Origin of the sequence: Nocardia sp. NBC_01503 (assembly GCF_036327755.1) — a bacterium.
In the GTDB taxonomy this organism is placed as follows: domain Bacteria; phylum Actinomycetota; class Actinomycetes; order Mycobacteriales; family Mycobacteriaceae; genus Nocardia.
Genome location: NZ_CP109596.1, coordinates 8,260,835 through 8,281,897, shown reverse-complemented (window position 1 = coordinate 8,281,897; position 21,063 = coordinate 8,260,835). Strand labels below are relative to the sequence as shown.

Sequence of the window (21,063 nt, the reverse complement as noted above, 5' to 3'; positions counted from 1 at the left end):
GTTCCGCTGGCGCGTAGGCGTTCGTGAACGGGCTGCGGCTGGCGGTTTCGTGGTTGACGGTGCTGCCCGTGCGTGGACCGGACGAGGTGGATCGCGCGGCCGCCGGACGAGCTATCGGGTGGGCTCCCGTGGTGGGAGCGTTGCTCGGGGTCGGCGCGGCCGGGGTCATGTGGGCGCTCGGCGCGGCCGGAGCCCCTTGGTTGCTCGCCGGGTTCGTGGCGGTGGCGGGGCTGGCGTTGATTACGCGCGGGATGCATATCGACGGGCTCGCCGACACCATGGATGGGCTCGGCAGCTATGGGCCGCCGGAGCGTGCGCGCGAGATCATGAAGAGTGGCGGGGCCGGTCCATTCGGAGTCGCGGCGCTGATCTTCGTGATTGCGATTCAAGCGGTTTCGTTCGCGGCGCTCGCGCAGGACGGGCGATCGATGGCGATTGTGTCGGCGGTCGCGGTGGGGCGGGTCGCGGTGGTCCTGGCCTGCCGTCGGGGCATCGAGGCTGCGCCAGGAGCCGGATTCGGAGCCTTGGTCGCGGGCACACAGGGCCCGCTGATCGGATTGTTCTGGGCTGGAATCGCCCTGTTGGCATCGGTTTTCGCCGGTGGCCACTGGTGGCTCGGCCCGATCGGTGTGCTCGCCGCGCTCGTTTTGTCGCTGGTCCTGGTGCGCCACTGCGTGCGTAGATTCGGCGGTCTCAATGGCGATGTCCTAGGCGCCGCACTGGAACTCGCCGTCACTCTCGCGGCCGGAGTCTTCACCCTGACCTGAGTTCGGCGTGCCGGGGATCGCCGTCTCTCATAACAGTTGGTCGCCCGGCACAATCCGACCGCCCCGTGGCCGCGAATAACTCGTGATCGAAGTTGCCCGGGGACTGGGAGGCGGAGCCGAGTATGGCATTGCAATTGGGTGTGCTCGCGCTGTTCGCGGTCGTGGCCGTGACGGTCTTCCTGGTGGGGGATCGGGTGCGGCCGAAGTCGTGGCGGCACAGTGACGATGAGGCATCCAGCACCATGGTGCTGGATCTGGTGAATATGTTCTTCGCGGCGATCGTCGCGTTCATTGTCGTCATCCTGTGGCAGCAGTACGACAATTCGCATTCGCACACCGTCACCGAGGCCAAGGCGCTCCTCGCGGTATACGAGGCGGCGAATGATCTGCCCGATTCCGAACGCGCACAGGTGCAGGGGCTGGTGCACGACTACACCGCGCGGGTGGTCGGCGAGGAGTGGCAGGTGATGAGCCGTGACGCCAAGCTCAGCCAGAACACCCAGGACACCTTCGACGATCTGCGCGCGGCCGTCTCGGCGCTGCCGACCGCCGATCCGAGTGTGAAGGATATTCAGGACAAGATCGATACCGGGCTCGACGCGGTCGCGGACGCTCGCTACGACCGCGGGATGGATGCCGAATACCGTTTGCCCACTTTCCTTTACGTGGCGCTGTGGTTCGGCACCGGCATGCTGCTGCTGGGCACGGTCTTCTCCGGTGTGGTCGTCACCAAGCGCAGCGTGATCATGACCGGACTCTTCGGTGTCGTGGTCGGTGCGGTGATTCTGGCCGTGTACCAGCTGGATCGGCCGTTCGCGGGCGGGAACACGGTCTCCAGGGATGCCTATGAGCTGGCGCTGTCGCGGTTCCAGCACATTGTCTCCGGTGCCACGCCGACCGGATTGCCGCGCTGAGAAGAGGTTTTCGCATATGAGTAAGAGAAAGCACGGCGGCGCGGGCAGATTCGCGGCGGCGACGGCGGCACCGATCGCGGCGGCGATACTGGCCATGCATGCGGGGGTGGCCGCGGCGGATCCGGGAATTCCCGATTCGATCGGCGAGATCCTCAGTGGCAGTGCGGGTTCGGATGGCCTCGCACCCATCGACGGGCCGACCGGAAGTTCACTGGGGTTGGGCTCCGGCAGTAGCGGCTCCGGCAGCAGCTCGGGCGTGGGCGCCGGAGCCTCGGGTAGCAGCTCCGCCAATGGTGGTGCCTCCTCGGGCAGCAGCACCGGTGCCGGTGGCGCGACCTCCGGCAGTGCGCTGGCCTTGAATCCGGTCGCCGAGGGTGCCTATCCGAGTACCGGCAGCTCGGCGACCGGTAGTGCGGGCAGCAGTGGCGCGGATCCCGTCGCGGCCGGAATCGCGCTGGCCGGTGGGGCCATCGCGCACGCCTTCGGCGGGCCGGTGCGTCCCGCCGCGGGCACGCTCGGCGACAAGCTCGGCCTGGAGCCCGGCAGTGTGCTGACCGCGTGTGCGGGCAGCGCCGTAATCGGCAGCGCCGCCATCGGTCTCGGCTTGATCACCGGCAGTGGATTCGGCTCCGGACTGATCGGTCCCGGCTTCGTTCCTGGCTCCAGTGGGCTGGTCGGCCCCGGCTCGGCGGGTGCGGGCAGCGTCATGCTGGGCAGCGCGGTCACCGGCAGCGCGCTGCTCACCTGCCTGCTGCTGCTCCCGGTCCCGGACGAACCGGCGGGCATTCCATTGCTCTTCCCGTCCGCACCCGCCGCGGCCCCGGTCGTCGCGCCTATTACGCCGCCCGAGGTGCCCGCCCCGGTCGCCGTGCCGCCCGCTCCGCCGGTGGTCAAACCGCCGCCGCGCCAAATTCCCATTGCCGCAACACTTCCCGCCGAGCCGCTGGACTGGAACACACTCCAGATGATGACCGTCATGATCCTCACCATTCTGGGTGCGGCCCGGGTGAAGGCCGCTCGCGGCCGGCGCGGCTGAGCCACCTCCCGAATGTGCCTTCGATGGTTGGAATGGGTGGGGAGGATCGGTTGCGCGATCACCGCTTGCCCGGGGTCCTTGCGCCACCGAAGCGTTGTGCCAGTTCATATCTGCGCGCGGCTTCGCCGGCCTCACCGCGCGCTTCCGCCAGCTCGGCCAGCCGCAGGAACCAATCCGACCTGCTGGCCGGGCCGAGGGCGTACAGCACCTGCCATACCGGCACCGATGACCCGGAGAACTGATAGCGCTCGAAATGCCGGTCCACCAGCCCGGTCAGATGTTCGCGGGCCAGCCGCCGGAACTCGGCCGACACCACCTCGGCGCGCACCGAATTGGCCAGCCACACACCGAGTTCGGCATTGTCCTCGATCAGGCATTCGGCCGCGAACCAGGTGCGCGCGAACTCGGCGGCCACCGGTTCCCGCGTCCACACCGTGAGGGCCTGCCGCCCGGCCTCGGTCTCTATCCCGCACCGATCCGCCACATCGCACAGCAGCCGCAATGCCGCATCGGGTGCGATCCGCGCCGCCTCGACCAGACGCTCCTGCACCAGCCGCCGATCCCGGGCCAACTCGGCGTCGTCATCGCGTCCGAGCAGTTCGCGAACCGCGGTCAATACCAGTCGAGTTCGCGCCTCGGGCTCGGCATCGGCCGCGCGCATAGCGGTCTCGAAAACCGATGGCCCGCGCGGTTTCACGGCTCTGCGCACCGGCTCGACCCCGGCGGGCTTCGCCGGTTCTTCCTCGCCCCGAGACCATCGCCACTTCACGCGCAACACTCCTGCCGGGGGCCCTATGGACAGCTGCGGGAGATTACTGCCCGGACCTCGCCCCTAACAATGCCCGACAATCTCCTCCGCTGAGCTATTCCCGTCAACTCCGCCGGTATTCCCCGCCGATTTCACCGATTGCGCTCCACCGCGAGCGCGGCCTTGCGGGCGGCGACCAGGATGGGGTCCCAGACGGGGGAGAAGGGGGGTGCGTAGCCGAGATCGAGGGCGATCATCTGCTCGACGGTCATGCGGGCGGTGAGCGCCACGGCGGCGATGTCGATCCGTTTGGCCGCGCCTTCGCGGCCGACCAGTTGCACGCCGAGCAGGCGACCGGTGCGGCGTTCGGCGAGCATTTTGACGGTCATGGGGGCGGTGCCCGGGAAGTATCCGGAACGGCTGGTGGATTCGATGGTGACGGTCACGAATTGCAGGCCCGCGGCGTGAGCGTCCTTCTCCCGCAAGCCGGTTCGGGCCACCTCCAGATCGCAGACCTTGCTGACGGCGGTACCGACGACGCCGGGGAAGGTGGCATAACCGCCGCCGATATTCGCGCCGATGATCTGGCCGTGCTTATTGGCGTGTGTGCCCAGCGCGATATGGCGTTCGGTGCCCGAGACCAGGTCCAGCACCTCGACGCAGTCACCGCCCGCCCAGATGTCCTCGTACCCGCGCACCCGCATGGATAGATCGGTCAGCAGCCCGTCGTGCAGGCCGAGGGGAAGCCCTGCGGCACGGGCCAATTCGGTATTCGGGCGCACGCCGATACCGAGTACGACCACATCGGCCGGAAATTCGGCCTCGGCGGTGGCGACGGCGCGCACCCGGCCGGTGTCATCGGTCAGCACCTTGGTGAGCTCGGCGGTGCAGAGCACGCGAATACCCATGCCCTCCATGGACTTCCGGATGAGCGCACCCATATCCGGGTCGAGGGTGGCCATGGGCTGCGGGCCACGGTTGATCATGGTGACCTCGTAGCCGCGATTGATCAGCGCCTCGGCCATCTCGACGCCGATATAGCCCGCGCCGACCACCACCGCGCGCCGGCCCGGATTCGATTCCAGCGATTCGATGAGCGCCTGACCGTCGTCCAGGGTCTGCACCCCGTGCACGCCGGGTGCGTCGATGCCGGGAATCGGCGGCCGAATGGGTGTCGCGCCGGTGGCGATGACGAGCTTGTCGTAATCGACCCAGGTCTCGGTGCCCGCCTCCAGATCTCGCGCCCGCACCCGGTGACCGGGGACATCGAGCTCGAGCGCCTCCACGCGCATCCGCAGGTCGATATCGCGGGCCCGATGCTCCTGGGGTGTGCGGGCGATGAGTTCGTCGCGCTCGCGCACCTCACCACCCACCCAGTACGGGATTCCGCAGGCGGAGAAGGAGGTGAAATGCCCGCGCTCGAAGACGATGATCTGCAACTGCTCCGCGGATTTCATTCGCCGTGCCTGCGAGGCCGCCGACATGCCGGCCGCATCCCCGCCGATGATCACCAGACGCTCAGTCATACCGATGACGTTACGTCCCGGTCCGGGTCGTGCGCCGACGCGGCACCCGCGAATCGCCTGTTCCGGACTGCACCCGGTGGTGGTAGTACTGGACCAATGAGCGCGAACGACCCCGATGCCGACAAGGTCCTCGAGTTGGCCGGTCAGATCTTCGACTTCGCCCGCCAGGGTGACGCCGAGAAATTGGCGGCCTACCTCGATGCCGGTGTACCGGCCAACCTCACCAACGAGAACGGTGACAGCATTCTGATGCTGGCCGCCTATCACGGCAACGAAGCCGCCGTGACCACCCTGCTCGCGCATGGCGCGGACCCCAATGTCACCAATGACGCGGGCCAAACACCTTTGGCGGGAGCGATTTTCAAGGGTGAGACGGAGATCTTGAAGGCGCTGATCGCCGCCGGAGCCGATCCGGACGCGGGGAGCCCCTCGGCGCGGGACACGGCCGCCATGTTCGATCGGACGGCATTTCTGGAGAGCTTCCTGAAGTAGAAGGCTGCTGGTACGGGTGGATCCCGGCCCAAAAGCATGCCGGGATGACGGGCAGTTGACAGCCGAAAGGCGGGCATCGAATGCGATGCCCGCCCTCGTCTTGTTGTCAGCGCTTGTGCGTCTCCTCCAGGACCGTCCGGCCCAGCAGTGCGTAGCGGTTCGGGCTGCGCTTCTTCAGGTATTGTGCCGCGGCGAGACCACCCACCGCGATCACGCCGACCAGCCACGGTGTCGCGTGCAGCACCAGCGAACCGGATTCACTGCCCGCCGCCACGCCCATATTCACGATCAGCAGGCCGACCACCGCGAGCATGGCCAGCCCGCCCGCGAGCGGGGCCACGAAGGTCCGGAACCAGTGCCGGGTCTCGGGATGGTTCTTGCGGAAGTACCACAGCACGGCGAACGAGCAGGTGGACTGCACCACCAGGATCGCCATGGTGCCCAGGATGGCCAGCAGCGTGTAGGTGCCCGAGTACGGATCCTTGCCCGCGAGACCGAAGGCCAGCACCAGCAGCGCGGCGAACACCGTCTGCACCAGGCCCGCGATATGCGGTGACCCGTGCCCGGGATGGGTGCGGCCGATGGTGCGCCGCAGCGCCGGGATCACGCCTTCGCGGCCGAGGGCGTACAGGTAGCGGGCCGCGCAATTGTGGAAGGCCATACCGCAGGCCAGCGATCCGGTCATCATGAGCCACTGCATGGCGATCACGGCCCAGTGCCCGACATAGGCATTGGTGGGATTGAAGAACACATCCATCGGACTGTCCGAGGCGGCCAGGCTCGCGGATTCGCCGATGCCGTTGCCGGACATGGCCATCCACGACACCAGCACGTAGAACACGCCCACGCCGAGCACCGCGATCATGGTGGCCTTGGGGATGATCTTCTTCGGATTCTTGGACTCCTCGCCGTACATGGCGGTCGATTCGAATCCGACCCACGACCAGAAGGCGAAGAACAATCCCAGCCCCGCAGACGGTCCGGCGAAGGCGTTCACCGGATTCAACGGTTCGAACGAGAACCCGTGCGGCCCACCGCCGTGCAGCGCGACCGCGACCGCCATGACCGCGAGCACCAGCACCTCGGTGCCGAGCAGCAGTACCAGCAGCTTTTCCGCGACGGCGATGCCGAACCAGGTGCCGATCGCATTGATCCCGAGCATGATGATGGCGAACACCCACCACGGCACATGGATACCGAATTGCGCCCCAACGGTATTGGTGCCGAAGCTGGCGAAGATGCCGACCAGCGAGGGCTCGAACACCATGTACGCGAAGGCGGCGAGCAATCCCGCCGCCAGGCCGACGGTGCGGCCCAGCCCGTAGGAGATGAATCCGTAGAACGCTCCGGTGGCGGTGATGTGCTTGCTCATGGTGGTGAATCCCACCGAGAAGATCGCCAGCACCACCATGGCAATCAGGAATCCGGCGGGCGTGCCGGTCCCGGTGCCGGAGGAGATCATGAACGGTACATTGCCGGTCATGGCGGTGATCGGGGCCGCGGTGGCAATGGCCATGAAGACCACGCCGAGCAGTCCGACCGCATTCGGCTTCAATCGGTGCACACCCGATGCGCCACTGGATGATTCGGCTGATGCGGCCGGGACTACCGCCTCGGCCTGTATTTGCTGGGTCATGAACTCATCTCTCTACGAACCGATTTCAGAGCTGTGGTAATTCAGCGGACCGGGGGCCGGGTATTCGACCACGGCCGGGCCTGTTCGATCTGCGCGGCCAGGGAAATCAGCCGCAATTCGCTGTTCGGCGGGCCGATCAATTGCGCGGACAAAGGTAGTCCGGCACCGGAGAATCCGGTGGGAATGGCGGCGGCCGGATTACCGCAGACATTCCAGATATTGGTCCAGCTCGCCGCCGGAAGGGATTTGAGCGCCGCACCGTGGAAATCCATTCCGGTGAGCTGTCCGACGGGCCAGGCGGGACCCGGCGTGGTCGGGGTGATCAGTACATCGGCGGTATCGAAGAACGGCATGACGCGCGCGATCACATCGTCGGTGGCGGCGCGGGCGGCGGCCATGGCGGCGGGATTGTCGAAAGGTATGGCGTAGAGCGCGAGTTCCTTGGTGCGCAGCTCCAGCAGCTCCGGATGATCGGCGCGCCGGGATTCGGCGGCGGGGGAGACCAGCCACATCGGCTCGAAGGCCGCGGTGATGTCCGGATAGGCGGGCTCACCGTGAAAGACGTGGTGGCCCAGCGATTCCAGCAGATGGCCGAGGGATTCCAGCGCGGCCGCGGTCTCCGGGTCCACCGTGGCGGTGAGACTGGCCGGTTTGGTGGAGATGGCGATGCGCAGGGGGCCGGGCGGGGTCGCCGCGGCTTGGACGAAGCTGCCGTCCAGCGCGGCCGCGCTGTACACGTCCACGTCGGGCGTCGAGCCCTGGGTGATGTCGTAGAACAGCGCCGAATCCGCGACCGACCGCGACAGGCAGCCGATGACGCCGAGGTTGTTCCACAGCTCCCGATTCGGGGCGGCGCTCACCCGCCCCAATTGCGGTTTGAGCCCGAACAGTCCGCACCAGGACGAGGGGAGCCGAATCGATCCGCCACCGTCGCCGCCCACACCCAGCGGGGCCAGCCCCGCCGCGACGGCGGCCGCCGTACCACCGGATGATCCCGCGGTGGACCGCGACAGATCCCACGGGTTCCGGGTGATGCCGTGTGCGTCGGATTCGGTGAACGCCCAGATTCCGAACTCCGGCATGGTGGTTTTGCCCAGCATCACCGCACCGGCGGCCCGCAGCCGCGCCACGACCGCGCTGTCCCGTGCGGCCGGAACCGAGAACGCCCCGCCGCCATAGGTGGTGACAATGCCCTCGACATGGTCCTCGTCCTTCACCACGATCGGCACACCGTGCAGCGGGCCGAGTCGTTCACCCCGCGCCTGCCGCGCATCGAGCTCGGCGGCCTGGCGCAGCGCCTGGTCGCGCATGACGGTGGTGAAGGCATTGAGCGCCGGATTCAACCGATCGACGCGATCGAGGAACAGCGTGGCGAGCTCGGTGGCCGAGACCTGCCCGGCCGCGACCAGGCGGGCCAATTCGGTCGCTGAGGTGAAGGCCAGCTCCGCGGCGTCGGGCGCCTCGGCGGTGGCGGGAGCGGCGCGGAGCATACCGATCGAACCGGCGGCCAGCGCGGCCGTCATCGCCGCTTTCGCCGCCAATCCCATTGCGGTGCGGCGATTCACGGCCCGCGTACTGCCGACCATCGGACCCGTTGTCGAGGGCGGAAACTCATGCGGCGCGGGTGTCGAATCATGTCGTGACGCGGCAGTGGAATTCCGCGCTCCGGAATTGTGGTCGGCAATTCCCCTTCGGGAATTCTCGCCGCGCTGTTCGGCCACCGCTGATTCCACCTTCCGTAGCTATGGTGCGAGTCACTGTCCGCGGATTCGGTATGCACCGCGTGCTGTGTTGCTGCGAAACCGTAGTCGGCGGCTGTAACGGGGGAGTCGTGTCACGGTGACCGGGAACGAGAGAATCGGGGCGGGAATTCTCTCACCTCGCGATAAATGGTCGTAACCGGAATTAACCTGCCCGACATCGGCATCGAGCACGCTGTGGGACTTCGACCGACCGCAGCAGGGAGCCGGATCCAGCATGCCCACCTCCACGCCCAGTCCGCCACTGGTGGTGCGGCGGTCGTCGCTGCGTGGGCTCACTCGCCGCAAACTGCCGTTCCTGCCGGTGTTCGCGCAGTCGGTGGCGGCCATCGCGCCGTCCGGAACCGCCGCTGTCACACCACCTTTCGTGATCAGCGCGGTGGGCGGGGGCGCGAGTGTGCTGGCCTTCGTCGCGGCCGGGCTGCTGGCGACCTGTGTGGCGCTGTTGATCCGGCCGATGGCGCAGCGGCTCGCGGTCAGTGGCGGGCTCTATACCTATGTGGCACAGGGGCTCGGGCCGACCGTGGCGATTCCGGTGGGCTGGTCCGCGATCGTGGGATACGGCAGTGTGAGCGTGGCCGGGTTGATCGCCGTCGGCACCTACGCGGGGCAGATCGGCGTCACCGCCGGAGTGAGCGGATTCGGTTCCACCGTGGCCGTTATCGCGGTGCTGCTGGTGGCCGCGGCGGTCGCGGTCCTGCTCATGGTGCGCGGGATTCGCATCTCGGCGGGGGTGACGCTACTGGTCGAATGCGTTTCGGTGGGCGTGATGCTGGCGCTGATGGGGTATCTGCTGCTGCGCGGCGGAGACGGGCCCCGGGTGCCGCACGAATATGTCGCGCATCCGGGTACCGGCAATCTGGCCATGAGCGCGGTCGTCGCGATCAGCGCCTTCGTCGGCTTCGAGAGCGCCACCACGCTCTCCTCGGAGTCGTATCGCCCATTCCGTTCGGTACCCCGGACCCTGGTGTGGACGCCGGTCGCGGCGGGCGTGATCTACGTCTTCGCCGTCTGCGCGGAATCGATTGCGTTGAGCGGAGGTTCGGGCCTGGGTTCGGCCAGTGAGACGCCGGTGACCGATCTGCTGCTGCGGCAGCACGCGTCGGCGCTGGCCGCGATCGTGGACCTCGGTATCGCCGCCTCCTTCTTCGCCTGCACCGTCGCGTCCGTCAACGCGCTGGTCCGGGTGCTGTTCACCATGGGCCGCGAGGGTATCGCCCCGGCGATCGTCGGCCGCGCGCATCCGCGCTTCCATACGCCCGCGCACGCCATCGTCCTGACCATGGGTGTGGTCACCGCCTGCGCGGTCGGCGCGCTCGTGGCGGGCACCGAACCGCAGGACGGAATCCGCTCCTTCCTGACGCTCAGCGCGCTCGGCTATCTGGGCAGCTATCTGCCCGCCTGCCTCGCCGGGCCCGCACTGTTGCGCCGGATTCACGAATCCAGCCGGGCGCTCACCATTTTGGGTACGGTGACCGCCGGGCTGCTGGCACTGCTGGTCGCGGCGGCCGCGTTCTCGAATCAGGCCAATAACTCCGAACTGCTCACCGGCTATGCCGCGGTACTGGCCGCGGCGCTGGTCTACACCGCCTGGCTGCGGGTATTCGCACCGAATCGGCTGCGCGGCATCGGAATCTACGATGAACCGCGCCGCGTCGATCTGCTCCAGACCGCGACGTTCCGGTAGCGCCGCCGTGAAAGACCCGCGCCGCGCGAACGCGGTCTCCAACTCCCTGGCCATTGTCGAGGTGGTCGCCGAATGCGGGGTCGGCGTGACCGCCAAGGAGATCGCGCATCGTCTCGATATGGCACCGGCGACGGCGTATCGCCTGATCAACGCCCTGGTCGCGGACGAATACCTGGTGCGCACAGCGGATTTGCGCGGCTTCGGACTCGGTGTGCGACTGCACGGTCTGGCCGGGGCGCTGAACACCCCCGTCGTGCCCGGTGCGGCGCGGCAGTGCCTGGCCGAGTTCCGGACGACGACCCGATTCGCCGTACATCTCATGCATTTGCGCAGTGCGTCGGTGCAGGTCGCGAATGAGGATCCGGATCATCCGGTGCAGGGTGAGCGTGAACTCGTACGGCATCCGCACGCTTCGGCCGCGGGCAAACTGCTGCTCTCCACCCGGACCCAATGGCGGGCAATGGTTTCCGATCCGGCGCGGATCACCACGCACACCCATGTGGAGCCCGCGGTGCTGGCGGAGGAGATGCGGGTCATCCGGGAGACCGGGTATGCCACCGCGGTCAATGAATTGGTGCCCGGAATCGCCTGCCTGGCCTATCCGGTGTACAGCGAACACGGCACCGCCGAAGGCGCACTCTGTGTTTCGGGACCGAGCGGCCGGTTCGCGGCGCTGCTGGAACATGACGAGTCGGCCCGCAAATACGCGAAACTCCTTGGCCCGCTGCTGTATTGATTCGGCATCTCGATATATGCCGCACCACCTGCCCCGGCCCAGGACGTGACCTTGGGCGGTTGATCACGGGTGACAACACTGGCACCGTGGCCGGGGCGGGCGGGCACTCCAACAGGTGCCACAGCCGAATGGGGCACGTATCCGTCAGCGGCTGTGGTCACAGTCGTTGGTGTCATCAGTTTCAGGTGGAATCACCCGGATACGATGTCCCACTTTGGGACACTTGAGGCGGTGAACGCGGCAACAAAGGGCGAGAGGGGGCCTCGGTGAGTCTGACCGGACGCAGCATCCCGGTCGTGCGGGCGCGCGAAACCTTTCTGAGCTCGGGTGATGTACCCGTCGACGGGGTGTCGGGATTGGTGTCGGCATCCTGGCAGCGATCGCTCGCGGCGGGCGTCAGCGATCTGACCAATGTGCTCGATCGCGGCTATGTCGCCGATCTGGATCTGCGGAGCAGGTTCGTCCAGTGCGCGCTGCCCGTCATCGACCGCCTCGAGGCCGAGTTGAGCGATCTGGCGGTGAGTATCGCGCTCACCGACCGGAATTCGCGGGTGCTCATCCGGCGCGACAATCAGCGGCTGCTGGGCGGCCGGTTCGACACCGTGTTCTTCGCACCCGGCTTCAACTACAGCGAGGACGATGTCGGCACCAACGGGGTCGGCACGGCGCTGGCCTCGGGAAAAGCCGTATTCATTACCGGGCATGAGCATTTCGCCGAGAACATCACTGTCTTCGCCTGCGCGGGCGCGCCGATCCGCGATCCGCTCACCGGGCTCATCCAGGGCGTGCTCGATCTGAGCTGCCTGGCCAAGGACGCCAGCCCGTTCATGCATTCGCTGGCACAGCAGGCCGCGCGCAATATCGAGATCGAACTGCGTGTCAGCGGATCGGTGCATCAGCAGGCGGTGCTGGAACGCTTCCTGCGGGTGAGCCGCACCGGGCGCGGGCCGGTCATGTCACTGGGCGGCGATGTGTTCATGAGCGATACGCGCGCCAATCAGCAACTGCTGCCGCAGGAGAAGGCGTATCTGCGCGAAATCGCCACCGGGCTCACCGGATTGCGCGACAGCATGGTGCTGGATGTGGAGTTGCCCACCGGCCGCACCGCGCGTGTCCGCCCCGAAACCGTCACCGTCGGAGCCGAGATCGCCGGTGTGGTGCTGCGCGTCGACCTCACCGCCCCCGAACCACGGCCCCGCCGTGCCGCGGTGAAAGCGGTCGGTATGCCCGAGGTCCCCGGCAACTCCACCTCCTGGCGACGCGTCACCGGCGAGATACTCGAGGCCGCTAGCACCAGCACCCCGATGGTAGTCACCGGTGAATCCGGTACCGGCAAACTGACTTTGATCACCGCCGCGCACCGCCGCACCTTCCCCACCCGCTCCCTGGTCATCGTCGACTGCCGCGGCGAAAACCCGTTCGCCCATCTCCCCGCCACCCTGGCCGCCGCCCGCCAGCCCACCCTGGTCCTGGCCCACCTCGACGAATTGTCCACCGACCAAGCGGATCTCGACCGCACCCTGGAATCACTCAGCACTGACGGCTGGCTCGTCGCGACCATGGCAAACCCGAATTCCGAAGGCGCACTGCCCGATATCGAGCGACTGACGCCGGATGGGGAGCGCCTACCGCTGGACAGCGAGCGCGAACCACTGGGCGAGGGGCCGGTGCCGCCGGACGGGCATGACCACGCTCGGTCATCCCGGCGTGCTTGTGGCCGGGATCCACACTCCGAACTCGAAGTCGTGCTGCGGCATTTCGCCGGTTCCATCAGTGTGCCGCCGCTTCGGCATCGGCTCGATGATGTGCCGCAATTGGTTTCGCACCTGCTCGGCGCGCTGGCACCACGACGGACGGTTGCTTGTACACCCGGCATGCTGCGGGTGCTGCTGGGTCACGACTGGCCCGGCAATGTAGCCGAGCTGCGAGATGCGTTGCGCACCGCGCTGACTCGGCGTCCGGTGGGGGATCTGCGGGCCGAGGATCTGCCGGAGACCTGTTTCGTCTCCGGTGGTCGCAGGTTGACGCCGATCGAGGCGGCCGAGCGGACGGCCATTGTGCGGGCGCTGATTCAGACCGGCGGGAATCGCCGGGACGCTGCGGAACTGGTCGGGATCGCAAGGTCCTCGCTGTATCGCAAGATCCAGGCGTACGGAATTCGAGTGGGGCAGAAGCTGACCGGTTGATCGGCCTCCGCGCTGTTACGCGCGGAGGCCGACCGGTCGAATCAGTCGTGCGCCTCGCTCAGAGGTTGACAGGGTAGACCGGTTCCTGGATCTCCGGCTTGATGCGCTGCTCGACGAAGATGCCGTGCCAGACCATGAACACCAGCAGCGTCCACAGTCGACGCGAATGGTCGATCGGGCCGGTGCGGTGCGCCTCGAGCATGGCCGAGACGGCCGCCTTGTTCAGCAGGTGATCGGTGCCGGAGTCGGCGATCTGCTGGCTGGCCCAGTCGTAGAGCTCCGGGCCGCGCAGCCAATGCCGCAGCGGGACAGGGAATCCCAGCTTGGCGCGGTGCAGCACATGCGGGGGGACGATGTCCTCCAGCGCCTGGCGCAGCGCGTATTTGGTGGTCTCCTTGGTGATCTTCTGCTCGAACGGGATCTGCTCGGCGACCTTGAAGACCTCGTTGTCCAGGAACGGCACGCGCAGTTCCAGCGAGTTGGCCATGGTCATCTTGTCGGCCTTGACCAGGATATCGCCGCGCAACCAGGTGAACAGGTCCAGATGCTGCATGCGCGCGACCGGATCCATACTCCGGTCCTGCACGCCGTAGATGGGACCGGTGACATCCTGATGCGTCCACTCCGGGCGGAATTCGCGCAGCACCGAACGCAATTGGGCATCATTGAAGCTGCGCGCGTTGCCGTAGTAGCGGTCCTCCAGCTTCAGCGAACCACGATGCAGCAGGCTCTTACCGCGGGTCCCCTCCGGAATCCGATCCGAGATCATCCCCGCCAGCTTGCGCACTCGCTTGGGCAGGTATTCGAACGGCTTGAGCGACAACGGCTCCCGGTAGATCGTGTACCCGCCGAACAGCTCGTCCGCGCCCTCACCCGAGAGCACCACCTTGACGTGCTTACGGGCCTCCTTGGCCACGAAGTACAGCGGCACCAGTGCCGGATCCGCCACGGGTTCGTCCAGGTACCAGACGATCTCGGGAATCGCGTTGGCGAAATCCTCGGGCGTGACCATGCGGATGAAATGCTTCGCGCCGATGGCCTCGGCGGTCTCGGCGGCCACATCGGCCTCCGAATACCCCTGGCGCTCGAACGCCGAGGTGAAGGTCAGCAGATTCGGATTGTGCCGAATCGCCAGCGCCGCAATGGCGGTCGAGTCGATACCACCGGACAGGAACGAGCCGACGGTGACATCGGCGCGCATATGCTTGGCGACCGAATCCTCCAGCGCGGCGGCGATCTCCCGGTACCGGGTCTTGGCATCGCCGAACGGCCGCACCCGGAACTGCGGGTTGAAGTATCGGGTGAAACGCGGGGCCTGACCGGGTTCGATCCAGGCGTAGCAACCGGATTCGAGGCGGCGAATGCTCTTGTGCAGCGTCTCGGGCTCGGGCACGTACTGCAGGACCGTGTAGTGCTCCAGCGCCCGCGGATCCAGCTCATCCGAGAGCTCCAGCGCCGGAAGCAGTTCCAGCAGGCTCTTCTTCTCGCTGGCGAAGGCGGTCCCGCCCGCCCCGGTGGCCAGGAACAGCGGCTTGATGCCGAAGGGATCGCGCGCCACGAACAGCTTCTGCTGCTCGGTATCCCAGATGGCGAAGGCGAACATGCCGCGCAGTCGCTTGGCCGCCTCGGCGCCCCAGTAGTGGAAGGCCGCGACAATCGCCTCGGAGTCGCCCTCGGTCGCGAACATCGGCTCATCGCCGAACTCCGCGCCGTGCGCGGCCCGCAACTCCTCGCGCAGTTCGAGGTAGTTGTAGATCTCGCCGTTGAAGGTGAGCGCGTAGCGTTCCCGATTCTCCGGCGGGCCCCAGCGCAGCGGCTGATGCGAATGCTCGATATCGATGATGGACAGGCGGTTGAAGCCGAAGATCATCCGATCGTCGTTCCAGGTGCCCTTCTCATCGGGGCCGCGATGCCGCTGGCAGTGCAGCGCCTCGTACACCTGCGCCGCCGTGGTCTCGACCGTCCGCCCATCCGGGGTGGTCGCCGTCTGAGCCGTCAGAAATCCGAGCAGTCCACACACTGCGGGCAGAACCTCGCTTCCGGGAATCACGATGATCGCGCGCCAACACGCGAAACCTACTGTCCGAGTATGCCGCACCCGCGGTGATCCCACCCTGGCGGCCGCATGAAAGGTTCGCGGCCGTCCCACTTCTGGACTGAGCGGAGCGGGGGAGCGAAGCGGAGGAGTGGAGGGAGGGAAGAAGTGAGACCGAGGGGTCGCGAACCCCCGCCCGGAGCGAAGCGCAGGGCAAATAAACACTGCCGCACGCGCGTTGATCGCGCCGCCAGAGGCCGTATCCACGGCTTATGCAGTTTCCGGAGTGTCGAAGTCGACCCCACCACAAAGGCATGCCCGGTTTGGTCTACGCTGCGTAGTACTCGGGAACTCCCGGGCTCGATCATGCGTTGTGCGCGACCGGGCTCGGAGCTCCCAAACGTGCTGTAGTTGTGTCGCCCGGCGGAAGGGAGCCCGGGCGACGCCAGTCGAATAGACGACCAGGAAGGCGTTGAGCGTGGCGCACAAGGCGAGCGAAGCGATAGGGGCACGACCCGCCCAGGGTCGGCAGGGCCGCATCCTTCGACGGGCCGGGCTGGCGGTGTCCTTGGGGATGACCGCGATGCTCGTCTCCGGCTGCTCGATCGACAACCCGTGGCTCCGGTTCGGTTGGCCCTCGGGTGTCACCCCCCAGGCCACCCGGATGCGTGAACTCTGGACATGGTCCGTCCTCGCCGCGCTGGCGATGGGCGTACTGGTCTGGGGTCTGACCTTCTGGACGATCGCGTTCCACCGTAAGAAGGCGGACTCCCCGGAGTTCCCGCGGCAGACCGGTTACAACGTTCCGCTGGAGCTGAGCTACACGGCCGCTCCGTTCGTGATCATCGCGGTGCTGTTCTACTTCACCGTGGTGGTGCAGAACTACGTGCACGAGAAGGTCTCGGATCCGGATGTCGTGGTCGATGTGACCGCGTTCCAGTGGAACTGGAAGTTCGGCTACCAGAAGGTCGACTTCAAGGGCGGCTACCAGTTCGACGGTGTGGATCACGTCCGTCAGGACATGAACCAGCAGATCAAGGACGAGTACGCGGAGCGCACCGAGGACGGTCACCCGCAACCCGGCCCGAACAACGGTCTGCCGGCCAATGACATCTCGTACCTGAACTACGACAAGGTCGAGACCGTCGGCACCTCGAACGAGATCCCGGTGCTGGTGCTGCCGACCGGTAAGAACATTCAGTTCGAGCTGGCCGCCGCGGACGTCATCCACTCCTTCTGGGTGCCGGAGTTCCTGTTCAAGCGGGACGTCATGCCGAACCCGAAGCAGAACAACTCCGATAACGTCTTCCAGATCACCAAGATCGAGAAGGAAGGCGCGTTCGTCGGCCGTTGCGCCGAGATGTGCGGCACCTTCCACTCGATGATGAACTTCGAGGTTCGCGCGGTGTCCCCGGAGAACTTCCAGAAGTACCTGGATGCGCGCCGGGCCGGTAAGACCAATGCCGCCGCCCTGGCCGATATCGGCGAGGCCCCGGTCGCGACCACCACCAAGCCGTTCAACACCAAGCGCGATGCGCGCGGCAACGAACTCGCCTCCGAAGTCAAGTGAGGGATGAACTGACATGAAGGTCGAAGCTCGCATCTTCGAACTGCTCGCGGTCTTTTTCGCGATCGTTGGCGTCGTCTACGCCTACTTCACCGCCCAGTCGCGGACCGGCGTGGAATGGGCCGGTACCACCGCCATCGTGCTGACGGCGGGCCTGGCGATCATCGTCGGCACCTACTTCCGCTTCGTCGCCCGTCGACTGGACCTGCGTCCGGAAGACTTCGAAGAGGCGGAGATCGCGGACGGTGCGGGCGATCTGGGCTTCTTCTCGCCCGGCTCGTTCTGGCCCATCCTGCTCGCGGGCGCGGGTTCCATTGCCGCCCTGGGCTTCGCGTTCTTCCAGTACTGGCTGATCGGTATCGGCGTGGTGTGCATTCTCGCCGCCGCCGCCGGGCTGGTCTTCGAGTACCACATGGGACCCGAGAAGCACTGAGCCACAAGCTCTCGAAGCGCCCCACCGGAGATTTCCGGTGGGGCGCTTTGCGTTTGTGAGCGATTACTCCCGCGTCGCAACGACACGCCGACGCGACGTAGGGCTAGCCTGGCAACATGTTGGCAACCCCTGAAGCGCAGATCGTGGCCCTGTGCAATCAGAAGGGCGGCGTCGGGAAGACAACCTCGACCATTAATCTCGGTGCGGCGCTCGCCGAGCAGGGACTCAGAGTCCTGCTGGTCGATCTCGACCCCCAGGGTGCGCTCTCCGCGGGCCTCGGCGTCTACGTCAATGACCTGGAACTGACCATCTACGACCTACTCGGCCGGAACGCGCCCTCGGTGGACGAGGTGCTGATGAAGACCGGCGTCGAGAACATGCACCTGCTACCCAGCAATATCGACCTCTCCGCGGCGGAGATCCAGCTGGTCAACGAGGTCGGCCGCGAACAATGCCTGCGCCGCGTGCTGGACCCCATCCGCGACCGCTACGACTACATCCTCATCGACTGCCAGCCGTCCCTGAGCCTGCTCACGGTGAACGCCCTGGCCTGCGCCGACGGCGTCATCATCCCCATGGAACCGGAGTACTTCGCGCTGCGCGGCCTGGCCCTGCTGACCGACACCATGGAGAAGGTGCGAGACCGGTTGAATCCCAACCTGAGCCTGTCCGGCATCGTGGTCACCATGTTCGATCGCCGCCTCCTGCACTCGCGCCAGGTCCTGACCCGAGTCAAGGAAGTCTTCGGCGACCGCGTCTACGACATCCAGATCTCCCGCACCGTCCGCTTTCCGGACGCCACCCTCGCCGGTGAACCCGTGACCACCTGGGCCCCAAAATCCGCGGGCGCGGACCAATACCGAGCCCTCGCCAAGGAGTTCCTGGCCCGCGCGGGCAAGTAGTACGGCCGCTACGCGGTCGCGGCGCCGTTAAGCGATGGCGAAAATCAGGGCCGGGAAGATGGCCACCACTGCCATCAGTACGACCGTCAATAGAACAGCGACGACCATCGAGCAGCAGAAGAACACCAGGGCGGGCAGACCAGTTCGACGCGCTGCTGCTCGCGCCCGTTCCTTGTTCCCGCCGGAGACCCCCGCGTTCTGACCGGTATATAAGCGCTCGGACAGCGCACGCACTCCCGAGGGTTGGCCGGTGCCATACGTTCGGCGCGGCACTGGCGACCTCCAACTGCTCTTCCGAAGTGGACTCGGAGGAGAGTATATGAACCAGCCGGTCTGTGCCGACACCGGAAATGGGGGCACGAGGCGGGGTGCCCGGCGGGTGGGCACCCCGTCTCCCCTCATCGGTGGAGCTGGTTCAGATGCCCAGGGCGTGCTTCAAACGGGTTGTGCGGGGCGACATTCCGGTGAGGCCGAGCAGGGCTCGGGGGAAGCGGGGCTGGATATGCGTGGGGCGGGTGCGGATGGCGGTGGCTATCCATTCGGCGGCCTCGGTGGCATCCAGGGCCGGTTGTTCGGTGAAGTAGGTAGGGGCGGTGGCGTCTATGCGGAAGGCCGGATAGTGCACCGCGGTGACGTGGATGCCCCGGGGGGAGAGTTCGGCGTCGGCGCATTGACCGAAGGTGGTCCAGGCCGCCTGTGAACTGGCGTAGGAGGCGAAATTCGGTGCGGCGCCGGTGGTCAGGGACCAGGGCCCGACATTGACCACGTGACCGGAGCCGCCCGCGAGCATGGCGGGTAGCAGGCCGAGCGTTAGTCGTAGGGGTCCGAAGTAATTGGCGGCCATCATGCGCTGGTAGTCGCTGAAGCGGTCCAGGGATTGCAGGACGGGGCGGCGGGCCGGGCGGCCGGCGTTATTGATCAGGACATCGATGCTGTCGAAATCGGTGAGCAGCCATTCGACGAGTTGGTCCACATCGCCGAGGGCGGAGAGATCGCAGCGATTCCAATGCGCCCGGCCGCCGGAATCGACTATGGCGGCACAATCTTGGGCCAATTGACTCCCGCGGCGCGCGACGAGGAGAACCTCTGCGCCGTGGGAGGCGAGTAATCGTGCGGTGGCCCGGCCGATATCGGAACAGGCATCGGTGATGACAATGCGTTTACCCGCAATGGAGCTGTCTGCGGGACGGGGACGGCGAGCAGTACGGAATTCCATCATGGGACAGGCAACCTTCAGTCATGAATGGGCTGAACCATGCACCGATACCCCGCCGACAGTATCGAAGCCGTCCGCACCACCCCGGCTGCTAGCCGATTGCTGGCGGTGCGGCGGAACACATTCTAATCGGTCGGGTCATAACGCCGGGCGCGTTCGGCCACGCAGATTTCATCGATCGAGGAGACGATGTCCCGCAACAGTTCCGAGGGCAGCGCGGCCGGCCGCAGCCGGCAGGTGAAGGTGATGAAGCCATGATCTTCATGGTCGAGTTCGCGCAGGTAGTTCGAGCGCACACCGTAGGTGAGCGCGGAAATGACGGTGAAGCAACCGGTTTGCTCACGATGCCCGGAGAAGAGATCGTGCAGCCGGTGGAACACCCGCGGATATGTCGACATGGGTGCGAAGACCGAGATCCGGTACGCCGCACCACGCTCCGAGGAGCTGATGACGGTATCGGCCAGATACTCCGCATCGCGCAACGTCAGCACCTTCGGGGCGAACATGAGCGCACCCGCCGCAGCATTACGCACCGGCATACCCGCGCGCCCGCCCGCCGATGCGGCAATGGCTCCCAGCGACTTTCGCGCCCGCGAACCGACCTCACGCCGCGCGCGCAGCGACAGATTCGGTGCGGTGGGGTGCAGGCTGGACCATTGCCCGAAGCGCACGGTGCCGAGTTGCACGGTGCCCGTGCCGACCGGTCGCGCCACCTTCAGCGGTGCGGTGTCCACCCAGCGCCCGACCTGCAGCATGGCCTCGCCGGGTGACTGAATCTCCTTGTACGCCTGCTCTACGAAGGTGTCGAAGTCCAGGAAGCGGTGCGCGTCGGTGGTGAGCCAGGTGCGGTCCTTGTCCACATCGGTCACCTCGAGGGTGAGTGCGGTGATGATTCCGGTGCGCCCACCGCCGCCCAGAATCCGCCGGAACCGCTCGGTGTGATGGTTGCGCCCGCAGGTGCCGAAACGCCCGTCCTGATCGACGTATTCGACCTCGACCACATTGTCGCTGAACATGCCGAAGCGGTGCGAGGCCGCGGAGAGCCCGCCGACCGCCGCGAATCCGCCCGCGGTGATATCCCGGTGGTCGCCGACGATCGGCAATCCGAGCCCGTGCGCGCCGAGGGTGCGGTCGATATCGGAGAGTCGCGCGCCCGCCTGCACCCGCACGGTGCGGGCATCGGCGTCCACCACCTGCACCCGATTCATTTTGCGCAGTGACAGCACCGCGCCCTGTTCGGGCGGGGCGAGCTCCTCGTCCGGCCGCTCCCCACCGCGGATGATCAGCGGTTTCGTCGATTTGCGCGAATCCCGAACGGTACGAACCACATCCGCGGTATCGCGGGGGAGGAACTCGGACGGGAGGGTGGAGACGGACGTGCTCATGGCGCTACAGCTAACCATAGTCACGCCCGTCCTGCTC

The 21,063-nt window shown here is 66.7% G+C and carries 17 protein-coding genes; 10 read left to right on the top strand and 7 right to left on the bottom strand.

Annotated elements, in window-relative coordinates; all coding sequences use genetic code 11:
- Nucleotides 1–23: 23 nt before the first annotated feature.
- The 3 genes from OHB26_RS38385 to OHB26_RS38375 all read left to right on the top strand — a co-directional run bounded on the left by OHB26_RS38385 (nucleotide 24) and on the right by OHB26_RS38375 (nucleotide 2,717).
- Complete coding sequence (locus tag OHB26_RS38385; protein ID WP_330182132.1) at nucleotides 24–767, top strand: adenosylcobinamide-GDP ribazoletransferase; 744 nt, start codon at nucleotides 24–26, stop codon at nucleotides 765–767.
- A 122-nt stretch (nucleotides 768–889) separates the two neighbouring features.
- On the top strand, nucleotides 890–1,681 hold the full coding sequence (locus OHB26_RS38380) for a bestrophin-like domain (RefSeq protein WP_330182131.1): 792 nt from the start codon (nucleotides 890–892) through the stop codon (nucleotides 1,679–1,681).
- 16 nt (nucleotides 1,682–1,697) lie between these two features.
- Nucleotides 1,698–2,717: a hypothetical protein gene (locus OHB26_RS38375; protein WP_330182130.1), complete on the top strand. Its 1,020-nt coding sequence runs from the start codon at nucleotides 1,698–1,700 to the stop codon at nucleotides 2,715–2,717.
- 58 nt (nucleotides 2,718–2,775) lie between these two features.
- On the opposite strand, the gene OHB26_RS38370 is transcribed toward OHB26_RS38375, so the two are convergent.
- Nucleotides 2,776–3,486 carry a hypothetical protein gene (locus tag OHB26_RS38370; protein WP_330182129.1) on the bottom strand — a complete coding sequence of 237 codons (711 nt, stop codon included), beginning with the start codon at nucleotides 3,484–3,486 and terminating at the stop codon, nucleotides 2,776–2,778.
- A 131-nt stretch (nucleotides 3,487–3,617) separates the two neighbouring features.
- On the bottom strand, nucleotides 3,618–4,991 hold the full coding sequence (locus OHB26_RS38365; protein ID WP_330182128.1) for an FAD-dependent oxidoreductase: 1,374 nt from the start codon (nucleotides 4,989–4,991) through the stop codon (nucleotides 3,618–3,620).
- A 96-nt stretch (nucleotides 4,992–5,087) separates the two neighbouring features.
- Between OHB26_RS38365 and OHB26_RS38360 the strand changes: the two genes are divergently transcribed.
- Nucleotides 5,088–5,483 (top strand): ankyrin repeat domain-containing protein, encoded by a 396-nt coding sequence (locus OHB26_RS38360; RefSeq protein WP_330182127.1) that lies wholly within the window; start codon nucleotides 5,088–5,090, stop codon nucleotides 5,481–5,483.
- A 106-nt stretch (nucleotides 5,484–5,589) separates the two neighbouring features.
- Here the strand turns inward: OHB26_RS38360 and OHB26_RS38355 are convergent, their stop codons facing one another.
- Both OHB26_RS38355 and OHB26_RS38350 read right to left on the bottom strand, forming a co-directional pair.
- Nucleotides 5,590–7,119 carry an APC family permease gene (locus OHB26_RS38355; RefSeq protein WP_330182126.1) on the bottom strand — a complete coding sequence of 510 codons (1,530 nt, stop codon included), beginning with the start codon at nucleotides 7,117–7,119 and terminating at the stop codon, nucleotides 5,590–5,592.
- Nucleotides 7,120–7,160: 41 nt separating this feature from the next.
- Entirely contained in the window at nucleotides 7,161–8,705 is a 1,545-nt protein-coding gene (locus tag OHB26_RS38350) for an amidase (RefSeq protein ID WP_330182125.1), read from the bottom strand.
- Nucleotides 8,706–9,096: 391 nt separating this feature from the next.
- On the opposite strand from OHB26_RS38350, the gene OHB26_RS38345 reads away from it, so the two are divergent.
- From OHB26_RS38345 to OHB26_RS38335, 3 genes are all read left to right on the top strand, one after another.
- Nucleotides 9,097–10,566 (top strand): APC family permease, encoded by a 1,470-nt coding sequence (locus OHB26_RS38345; protein ID WP_330182124.1) that lies wholly within the window; start codon nucleotides 9,097–9,099, stop codon nucleotides 10,564–10,566.
- Nucleotides 10,567–10,573: 7 nt separating this feature from the next.
- Nucleotides 10,574–11,302, top strand: coding sequence for an IclR family transcriptional regulator (locus OHB26_RS38340; protein WP_330182123.1), 729 nt, complete (start codon nucleotides 10,574–10,576; stop codon nucleotides 11,300–11,302).
- A gap of 266 nt (nucleotides 11,303–11,568) precedes the next feature.
- Nucleotides 11,569–13,488: a sigma-54-dependent Fis family transcriptional regulator gene (locus OHB26_RS38335; RefSeq protein ID WP_330182122.1), complete on the top strand. Its 1,920-nt coding sequence runs from the start codon at nucleotides 11,569–11,571 to the stop codon at nucleotides 13,486–13,488.
- A 58-nt stretch (nucleotides 13,489–13,546) separates the two neighbouring features.
- Here the strand turns inward: OHB26_RS38335 and asnB are convergent, their stop codons facing one another.
- The gene (gene asnB / locus OHB26_RS38330) at nucleotides 13,547–15,508 is read right to left on the bottom strand and encodes an asparagine synthase (glutamine-hydrolyzing) (RefSeq protein ID WP_330182121.1); all 1,962 of its coding nucleotides are present in this window, start codon (nucleotides 15,506–15,508) and stop codon (nucleotides 13,547–13,549) included.
- Between the two features lie 589 nt (nucleotides 15,509–16,097).
- Here asnB and ctaC point away from each other — a divergent pair.
- The 3 genes from ctaC (at nucleotide 16,098) to OHB26_RS38315 (ending at nucleotide 18,425) form a co-directional block, all read left to right on the top strand.
- Nucleotides 16,098–17,093 carry an aa3-type cytochrome oxidase subunit II gene (gene ctaC / locus OHB26_RS38325; RefSeq protein WP_330182120.1) on the top strand — a complete coding sequence of 332 codons (996 nt, stop codon included), beginning with the start codon at nucleotides 16,098–16,100 and terminating at the stop codon, nucleotides 17,091–17,093.
- A 13-nt stretch (nucleotides 17,094–17,106) separates the two neighbouring features.
- Nucleotides 17,107–17,523: a cytochrome c oxidase subunit 4 gene (locus OHB26_RS38320; protein ID WP_330182119.1), complete on the top strand. Its 417-nt coding sequence runs from the start codon at nucleotides 17,107–17,109 to the stop codon at nucleotides 17,521–17,523.
- 116 nt (nucleotides 17,524–17,639) lie between these two features.
- The gene (locus OHB26_RS38315; protein ID WP_330182118.1) at nucleotides 17,640–18,425 is read left to right on the top strand and encodes a ParA family protein; all 786 of its coding nucleotides are present in this window, start codon (nucleotides 17,640–17,642) and stop codon (nucleotides 18,423–18,425) included.
- Between the two features lie 415 nt (nucleotides 18,426–18,840).
- Here the strand turns inward: OHB26_RS38315 and OHB26_RS38310 are convergent, their stop codons facing one another.
- Both OHB26_RS38310 and OHB26_RS38305 read right to left on the bottom strand, forming a co-directional pair.
- Entirely contained in the window at nucleotides 18,841–19,644 is an 804-nt protein-coding gene (locus tag OHB26_RS38310; protein ID WP_330182117.1) for an SDR family NAD(P)-dependent oxidoreductase, read from the bottom strand.
- A gap of 122 nt (nucleotides 19,645–19,766) precedes the next feature.
- The gene (locus OHB26_RS38305) at nucleotides 19,767–21,026 is read right to left on the bottom strand and encodes an FAD-binding oxidoreductase (protein WP_330182116.1); all 1,260 of its coding nucleotides are present in this window, start codon (nucleotides 21,024–21,026) and stop codon (nucleotides 19,767–19,769) included.
- Nucleotides 21,027–21,063 lie beyond the last annotated feature (37 nt).

Excerpts from the sequence above, each read along its gene's own strand:
- OHB26_RS38320 (WP_330182119.1), top strand. The coding sequence starts at position 17,107 with ATGAAGGTCGAAGCTCGCATCTTCGAACTGCTCGCGGTCTTTTTCGCG.
- OHB26_RS38315 (WP_330182118.1), top strand. The coding sequence starts at position 17,640 with ATGTTGGCAACCCCTGAAGCGCAGATCGTGGCCCTGTGCAATCAGAAG.
- ctaC (WP_330182120.1), top strand. The coding sequence starts at position 16,098 with ATGACCGCGATGCTCGTCTCCGGCTGCTCGATCGACAACCCGTGGCTC.
- OHB26_RS38305 (WP_330182116.1), bottom strand. The coding sequence starts at position 21,026 with ATGAGCACGTCCGTCTCCACCCTCCCGTCCGAGTTCCTCCCCCGCGAT.
- OHB26_RS38345 (WP_330182124.1), top strand. The coding sequence starts at position 9,097 with ATGCCCACCTCCACGCCCAGTCCGCCACTGGTGGTGCGGCGGTCGTCG.
- OHB26_RS38365 (WP_330182128.1), bottom strand. The coding sequence starts at position 4,991 with ATGACTGAGCGTCTGGTGATCATCGGCGGGGATGCGGCCGGCATGTCG.
- OHB26_RS38375 (WP_330182130.1), top strand. The coding sequence starts at position 1,698 with ATGAGTAAGAGAAAGCACGGCGGCGCGGGCAGATTCGCGGCGGCGACG.
- OHB26_RS38360 (WP_330182127.1), top strand. The coding sequence starts at position 5,088 with ATGAGCGCGAACGACCCCGATGCCGACAAGGTCCTCGAGTTGGCCGGT.
- OHB26_RS38355 (WP_330182126.1), bottom strand. The coding sequence starts at position 7,119 with ATGACCCAGCAAATACAGGCCGAGGCGGTAGTCCCGGCCGCATCAGCC.
- OHB26_RS38310 (WP_330182117.1), bottom strand. The coding sequence starts at position 19,644 with ATGATGGAATTCCGTACTGCTCGCCGTCCCCGTCCCGCAGACAGCTCC.
- OHB26_RS38380 (WP_330182131.1), top strand. The coding sequence starts at position 890 with ATGGCATTGCAATTGGGTGTGCTCGCGCTGTTCGCGGTCGTGGCCGTG.
- OHB26_RS38350 (WP_330182125.1), bottom strand. The coding sequence starts at position 8,705 with ATGGTCGGCAGTACGCGGGCCGTGAATCGCCGCACCGCAATGGGATTG.